Raw genomic sequence first — 6,926 nt, 5'->3', positions numbered from 1 at the left:
CACCGCACCTCACCGTGGCCTCGCCCCAGCCCCACAACCCCCCGTCCGGCCCCACCCAGCGCAGCCCCGCGACCCAGGCGATTCCGTCGCTCTCGACCGTGCTCGTTCTCGCTTTTCCCACTCCAGCAGATTTCGGCGCCGGGCGTCGGCGGCTGTCCACAGAGGGCCGTTCCGGTAGTACCGGTGCCGGGTCCCCTGTGGACGGTTTTGGGGTGTCCGGCGGTGGACCTGGCAGCATGGCGGGGTGACTGCAGCATCGGATTCCTCTCTTTTCCCGCAGGTCCCGGACTCGGCCGATGCGGTGCTCGACGGGCTCGACCCGGAGCAGCGCGAGGTGGCGACGGCGCTGCGGGGTCCGGTGTGTGTGCTGGCGGGTGCGGGCACGGGCAAGACCCGGGCGATCACGCACCGGATCGCGTACGGCGTGCGGTCGGGGGTGATGCAGCCGGCGAGTGTGCTGGCGGTGACGTTCACGGCGCGGGCGGCGGGGGAGATGCGGGGCCGGTTGCGGCAGCTCGGTGCGGGTGGGGTGCAGGCGCGGACGTTCCACTCGGCGGCGTTGCGGCAGTTGCAGTTCTTCTGGCCGAAGGCGGTGGGCGGTGAGGTGCCGCGGCTGCTGGAGCGGAAGGTGCAGGTGGTCGCGGAGGCGGCGGCGCGTTGCCGGGTGCGGTTGGACCGTGCGGAGCTGCGGGAGGTCACGGGCGAGATCGAGTGGTCGAAGGTGACGCAGACGGTTCCGGCGGATTATCCGGCGGCGTTGGTGAAGGCGGGCCGGGCGGCGCCTCGTGATGCGGCCGAGGTCGGGCAGATCTACACGATGTACGAGCAGCTGAAGCGGGAGCGGGGCGTCATCGATTTCGAGGACGTGCTGTTGCTGACGGTGGGGGTGCTGCAGGACCGGCATGACATCGCGGAGCAGGTCAGGGCGCAGTATCAGCATTTCGTCGTCGACGAGTACCAGGACGTCAGCCCGTTGCAGCAGCGTCTTCTGGAGCTGTGGCTGGGGGAGCGGGAATCCCTGTGCGTGGTGGGTGACCCGGGGCAGACGATTTACAGCTTCACCGGCGCGACCCCTGATCATCTGCTGAATTTCCGTACCCGTCATCCGGGGGCGACGGTCGTGAAGCTGGTGCGGGACTACCGTTCGTCGCCGCAGGTGGTGCATCTCGCGAACGGTGTGCTGGCGCAGGCGAGCGGCCGGGCGGCGGAGCACCGCCTGGAGCTGGTGTCGCAGCGCGCGCCGGGCCCGGAGCCGCTGTTCGTGGAGTATTCCGACGAGCCCGCGGAGGCGGAGGGCGTGGCCCGGCGGGTCCGGGAGCTGATCGCGTCGGGTGTGTCGGCGGGTGAGATAGCGGTGCTGTTCCGTATCAACGCGCAGTCCGAGGTGTACGAGCAGGCGCTGGCGGATGCGGGTGTGCCGTATCTGCTGCGGGGCGCGGAGCGGTTCTTCGAGCGGCCGGAGGTGCGGGAGGCGGGCGTGGCGCTGCGCAGTGCTGCCCGTTTCGGGGGGAACGATGCGCTGCTGGACGATGCGGTGGATGTGCCGTCGCAGGTGCGGGCGGTGCTGAGTACGAAGGGCTGGACGGGGCAGCCGCCCGCGGGTTCGGGGGCGGTGCGGGACCGCTGGGAGTCGTTGGCGGCGTTGATGCGGTTGGCGGAGGATTTCGCGCGGGCGCGTCCGGAGGCGTCGTTGGCGGATCTGGTGGCGGAGCTGGACGAGCGGGCGCGGGCGCAGCACGCGCCGACGGTCGAGGGGGTGACGCTGGCGTCGCTACATGCCGCGAAGGGCCTGGAGTGGGACGCGGTGTTCCTGGTGGGGCTGACCGAGGGCATGATGCCGATCTCGCATGCGACGTCCGACGCGGAGGTCGAGGAGGAGCGGCGGCTGCTGTATGTGGGGGTGACGCGGGCGCGGGAGCATCTGGGGCTGTCGTGGTCGCTGGCGCGGTCGCCGGGCGGCCGGGCGTCGCGGCGCCCCAGCCGGTTCCTGAACGGTCTGCGGCCCGGCGGCGGTGTGGCGCGCCGTGCGGCGGGTGCGGCCGTGGGCGGTGTGGAGCGAGGCGCGGGCGGGCTGTCCGGTGGTCTGCGGCGCCGGGACCGTAGGCCGGCGCGGTGCCGGGTGTGCGGGCGGACGCTGACGGACGCGGGCGAGATGAAGCTGATGCGGTGTGAGGACTGTCCGTCGGAGTTGGACGAGGGACTGTACGAGCGGCTGCGCGACTGGCGGGCGGCGCAGGCGGCGCAGATGTCGCAGCCGGCGTATTGCGTGTTCACCGACAAGACATTGATGGCGATTGCGGAAGCGGTGCCGGGTTCGGCGGGGGAGCTGGCACAGATTTCCGGTGTGGGGCGGCGGAAGCTGGACCGTTTCGGGACCGAGGTGCTGGCGTTGTGCGCAGGTCAGGAGCTTGGCGACGGCGTGACGGAGGCTCTTGGGGAAGTTGCTGACGAGGACGGCGGGGAGGCCACGGAAAACTCGTCGGAAAAATAGTTTGCGCGCGCGGACGGCATCCCCATAGCCTGCGGGAGCACGGTGATGACGGGCTTCCGGGTCCGGAAGTATCCGTGTTGTACTTGAACATGTTTGGAACGGGATTCCCGGTCCACCGAGACGCCGAGAGGAGGCGACCCCCAATGATCAGCTTCATCGAGATGAACAAAATGACCGATCGTTCGGTCGTCGCCACGTGCTCCCTCGGCTCTTCGTTCCTTGGCACCGGTATGTCCGGCGTCGAGGTCAAGCGTCCCGAGTTCCTTCTGTCCCTCGTGGCGGAGGAGCGCAGTGCGCGACCGGCGCAGGCACCTGCGGTAGCGGCAGTGGCAGCAATGGCGAATGCCTTTGCTCCCGCGGCAGCCAATGGTGCCGGATCCCAGCAGCAGTACCGCCAGCACGAAACGTGGGCCTACCGCGGCCTTGAACCCTGGAGAGATCCAGCCTGATCGGCATGATCAGGTCGGCGCCTTCCAGGGCCGCGGAACCCCCACCGGGATCCGCGGCCCTTTTGTTTGCCCAGCGCCCGGCCACCGCCGGGCCACACAGACGAGGAACACACACCGTGCAACTGCAGACGCACACCCCGTCCGTTGCGACCGACCTGATCCCCCCGCCTGATCCCCAGGAGAACTCCTTGCTTCCCCTCACCGAGCTGGACAACGAAATCGACCGTCTGGGCGCCGCGGTGCCGTGCCGCACCTACGACCCCGAGGTCTTCTTTGCCGAGTCCCCGGCGGACGTCGAGTACGCCAAGTCGCTGTGCCGCACCTGCCCCGTCCGTGAGGCGTGCCTGGCGGGTGCCAAGGACCGCCGTGAGCCGTGGGGCGTCTGGGGCGGTGAGCTGTTCGTCCAGGGGGTCGTCGTGGCGCGGAAGCGTCCGCGAGGCCGTCCGCGCAAGAATCCGGTCGCGGCATGAACACCGGCACAGGAACGATCGACCGTCCCGGTACGCGGGACCCCCGGAAGCAGGACCCAGCGATGAACCCCACCGTCACCGAAATGCCCGCACCCGTGAACTCCGGTGCGATCGAGTCTCGTCAGAACAGGAACCTCGAAATGCAACTCATCCCAGAAGCTCTGGCCCGTGCCCATATGCACGAACGCCTGCACCAAGCCGAGTCCGAACGCAGGGGCCATCGGCTCGCTGCCGCGCGGCGGATGCAGCGGCGCGCGGAACGCGCGTCGCTCCGCGCCCGCCGCGCCCTGGCCATGGCCGTGATGCAGTGACGCGGTAACAGATACGGGGGGCGCCGCGCCGTCCTGCCGGGCCGATCGGCCTGTGGCGGAGGCGATGCGGCGGCGCGCTCCGTGCACCGTGGGCCCGGGGCCCGTCCGGTCGGGCGGGCCCCGGCCGCGTGTTTCCGTCGTGGCGGGGGCTGCGGGGATATCGTCGTACGGTGGACCGCACGACGCATGGCACGGCGCAGCAGCCGACGGCCGGGACCGACGCCGGGGACCGCCCCGGTACGAGCACGGGCCGCCGGGACGGCGACGCCCCCGGTATCTCCTGCGCCCGCTGCGGCGCGGCCGCCGAGGGGAGCCCGCCGTTGTGGGCCTGCTCGGTGGAGAACGGCGTCCGCCGCTACTTCTGCGACGGCTGCGCGCGGGAGAACCTCCGCTCCATCGAAGGACGCCTGGACTCCGGCAACTGGTGACCGTGCCGCGCGGCTGAGGCCGCGACGCCCGGCCTCAGCCGATGGGCTCCTCCTCCGCCACCCGGCCGTCCGGCTCCGCTTCCTCCTCGTCCGGCTCGTCGGCGGGCGTGTCCGGGGAGACGAAGCCCGGTAGCCAGTCGGTGAGTTCGTCGCGCAGCCTGACCGCCGCCCCCAGCTGGCACAGCACTCCGATGGTGCTCAGCGTCACCCGGTGTATCAGCAGGTAGGACGGGGGAAGGTTGAGCTGTTTGCCCAGTTGGTGGGCGGGGGAGCGGGGGTCGCCGATCCGGGTGGCCTGACGCCGCATCCAATCCCGGGTGAAGGTGAACTCCTCGACCTGCGCCGGTTCGATGATCGGCAGTAGATACTCCAGCACCTCCTGTGGATCCAGGTCGATGGAGTCCTTCACGAACCCTTCGTCGCACAGTTGCTGATGGACCACCTCGGCCTGGCCCTCCAGCGTCATCCGCAGCGCCGTGCCGATCGTCGGCGGGAGACCCTCGGGCAGCCGGTCCACCGTCCCGAAGTCCAGGACACCGAGCCGCCAGCCGCTCACCGGCCCGTCGTCGGCCAGCAGCCGGAAGTTGCCCGGATGCGGGTCGGCGTGGAGCAGCCCGGTACGCGCCGGGCCGGAGAACAGGAACCGTGCCAGCAACTGCCCCGCACGGTCCCGCTGCTCCGGGGTGCCGTCGGCGATGACCTCCGCCAGCGGTATGCCGTCCAGCCACTCGGTGACCAGGATCTGCTCGCTCTGGTGCACCACGGCGGGGACCCGGACGTCCTCGTCGCCGTCGAACTCCGCCGCGTGCGCCTCCTGCGCCTCCGCCTCCAGCGCGTAGTCCAGCTCCTCCGCCACCCGGTCCCGCAACTCGCCGATCAGCGGTTTGACGTCCATGCCGGGGATCAGCGGGCCCAGCAGGCGGGCGAAGCGGCTCAGTTGGGCGAGGTCGGACAGCAGCGCCGCACCGGCGCCCGGATACTGCACCTTCACCGCCACGGGACGGCCGTCGTGCCACACGGCCCGGTGCACCTGACCGATCGACGCGGCGGCCGACGGCTTGTCCTCGAACTCCTGGAACAGCTCCCGCCACTCCTCGCCCAGCCGCTCGGCGAGAACGGTGTGCACCGTGCTCGTCGGCATCGGCGGGGCCGCCTCCTGGAGCTTGGTCAGCGCCGCGCGGTAGGGACCGGCCACCTCCTCCGGCAGTGCCGACTCGAAGACGGACAGCGCCTGCCCGAACTTCATGGCCCCGCCCTTCAACTCGCCCAAAACCTTGAAAAGCTGCTCGGCGGTGCGTTGCTGCAGTTCGCGGCCGACGATCTCGGCCGACCGGCCGCCGATCCGCTTGCCCAGCCCCCAGGTGGCCCGACCGGCGAACCCCAGGGGCAGCGCGGCCAGCTTGGCGGTACGGGTGACCGCCTTGCGGGGAAGATCAGACATGCGCCCCTCCAACTCACACTGTCCCCAAGTGGGGTTACTCCGTCATTGTGGCGTGCCGCCGCCGCGGATCCGAGGTCTCCTCGGACGCCGCCGACCGCGCGGCCCCGCACCCGCACTCCGGATGCGGCGCGATCGATGAGGTGCGCATGCCCGCACCCGGTAGGGCGAACTCCCACCGGGCGCCCGTGCACGGTGGCAACGTCCCGTCGAGGAACGTCAACGCCTGCGCCGCCGCCTGCCCCGCGACCATCGTCGCCAGCGACGCGTCACACGCCGGGACCGCGGCGGAGCCCCGGGCCGACCGCCACTGGGCCAGCAGCCTCGGCCACGCCGGCTCCGCCTCCGTACGCCGCAGCTCATCGCAGCCCGCGCACGCGGACAGTCCCGGCACCACCAGCGGCCCCACCACACCCGTGCCCTCGACCACCCCCGCGTACAGATGGGGGACACCGGCCGTCAGCAGCGGCTCGGACAGCAGCGGATCGGGGGTGTACGCGCCCAGGCCGTCCCGCGGGGTGAGGACCACCAGCGACAGGCCCGGCTCACCCGACTCGCTCACCGGGACCACCGGCCGCGGGACGCGCCCCCACGGCGACGCCTCCCGCACCAGCCGCCGCGCGGCCACGTCCCGCCGCTCACCGATCTGATCCGCGCGGAACCCGCCGGGCAGCACGTCCCACGGCTCGACCTTCCCGCCGTCCAGCACCTCCACCCGGCCGATGCCCGACGCGGACAGCAACGCCGCGACGGCCGCCCCCACCCGCCCCGTGCCCCGCACCCGCGCGCGGACCGCCCGCCGCGCCCCCATCCGCCCCCACGCGCCGGTGGCCTCCGGATACCGCACCGACAGCGACGCCAGATCCGGCCGGAGCCGGGCACAGGCCGCGCCGTCCGCCCGGACCGCATCGGCCCCGGGACCGCCGCCGGACGCCACCTCCAGCAGCCCCGCGGCGCCCAGCCGCTCCACCACACGCCGGGCGCGGGCGGGCGGCAGGTCCAGCGCAGGGGCCTGGGCGAGCAGCTCGTCCATGGTGCGGGTGCCGTCGATCATGTCGAGGAAGTAGCCCGTCGCGATGTCGACGGGCCCCACCACCACCGCATGCGCCGGAGCCACGCCGTACTGCACCTTCTCCCTGTCCCGCCAGCCGCGCCGCAGCGACGGCTTGATCATCGGACGCATCGCATCCGCCCCCGTTCCCCGGTCCGTCCGCGGTTCTCCGCGGTGTGGGGACCAGCATGCGCCGACGGCCGCCACACCCCCCGAGTTGTCCACAGGCCCGGACCCCGCAGTCGTACGAATGCGGCGGGCTGTGGACAGGCCGGGGCCGGATGTCGG

The 6,926-nt window shown here is 71.9% G+C and carries 7 protein-coding genes; 5 read left to right on the top strand and 2 right to left on the bottom strand.

The genetic code is table 11. From position 1 onward, the window contains the following. Window positions 1-244 precede the first annotated feature (244 nt). From IF23_RS0107080 to IF23_RS30980, 5 genes are all read left to right on the top strand, one after another. A complete protein-coding gene (locus IF23_RS0107080) occupies window positions 245-2,491 on the top strand; it encodes an ATP-dependent DNA helicase UvrD2 (RefSeq protein WP_030280966.1) in 2,247 nt (748 codons plus the stop codon). 143 nt (window positions 2,492-2,634) lie between these two features. Then, window positions 2,635-2,940 carry a hypothetical protein gene (locus tag IF23_RS0107075; RefSeq protein WP_030280965.1) on the top strand — a complete coding sequence of 102 codons (306 nt, stop codon included), beginning with the start codon at window positions 2,635-2,637 and terminating at the stop codon, window positions 2,938-2,940. Window positions 2,941-3,056: 116 nt separating this feature from the next. After that, the gene (locus tag IF23_RS0107070) at window positions 3,057-3,410 is read left to right on the top strand and encodes a WhiB family transcriptional regulator (RefSeq protein WP_030280963.1); all 354 of its coding nucleotides are present in this window, start codon (window positions 3,057-3,059) and stop codon (window positions 3,408-3,410) included. Further along, window positions 3,407-3,721: a hypothetical protein gene (locus IF23_RS0107065; RefSeq protein ID WP_030280961.1), complete on the top strand. Its 315-nt coding sequence runs from the start codon at window positions 3,407-3,409 to the stop codon at window positions 3,719-3,721. Before IF23_RS0107070 ends, IF23_RS0107065 begins: the two co-directional genes overlap by 4 nt. A gap of 170 nt (window positions 3,722-3,891) precedes the next feature. After that, complete coding sequence (locus tag IF23_RS30980) at window positions 3,892-4,149, top strand: hypothetical protein (RefSeq protein ID WP_037677551.1); 258 nt, start codon at window positions 3,892-3,894, stop codon at window positions 4,147-4,149. Window positions 4,150-4,183: 34 nt separating this feature from the next. Here the strand turns inward: IF23_RS30980 and IF23_RS0107055 are convergent, their stop codons facing one another. Continuing rightward, a complete protein-coding gene (locus IF23_RS0107055) occupies window positions 4,184-5,590 on the bottom strand; it encodes an ABC1 kinase family protein (RefSeq protein WP_030280960.1) in 1,407 nt (468 codons plus the stop codon). 34 nt (window positions 5,591-5,624) lie between these two features. Beyond that, a complete protein-coding gene (locus tag IF23_RS0107050) occupies window positions 5,625-6,761 on the bottom strand; it encodes a ThiF family adenylyltransferase (RefSeq protein ID WP_051739319.1) in 1,137 nt (378 codons plus the stop codon). Between the last annotated feature and the right edge of the window lie 165 nt (window positions 6,762-6,926).

It is taken from the genome of Streptomyces catenulae, assembly GCF_000718015.1.
Taxonomy (GTDB): domain Bacteria; phylum Actinomycetota; class Actinomycetes; order Streptomycetales; family Streptomycetaceae; genus Streptomyces; species Streptomyces catenulae.
This window is presented reverse-complemented; position numbering and strand designations above follow the sequence as displayed.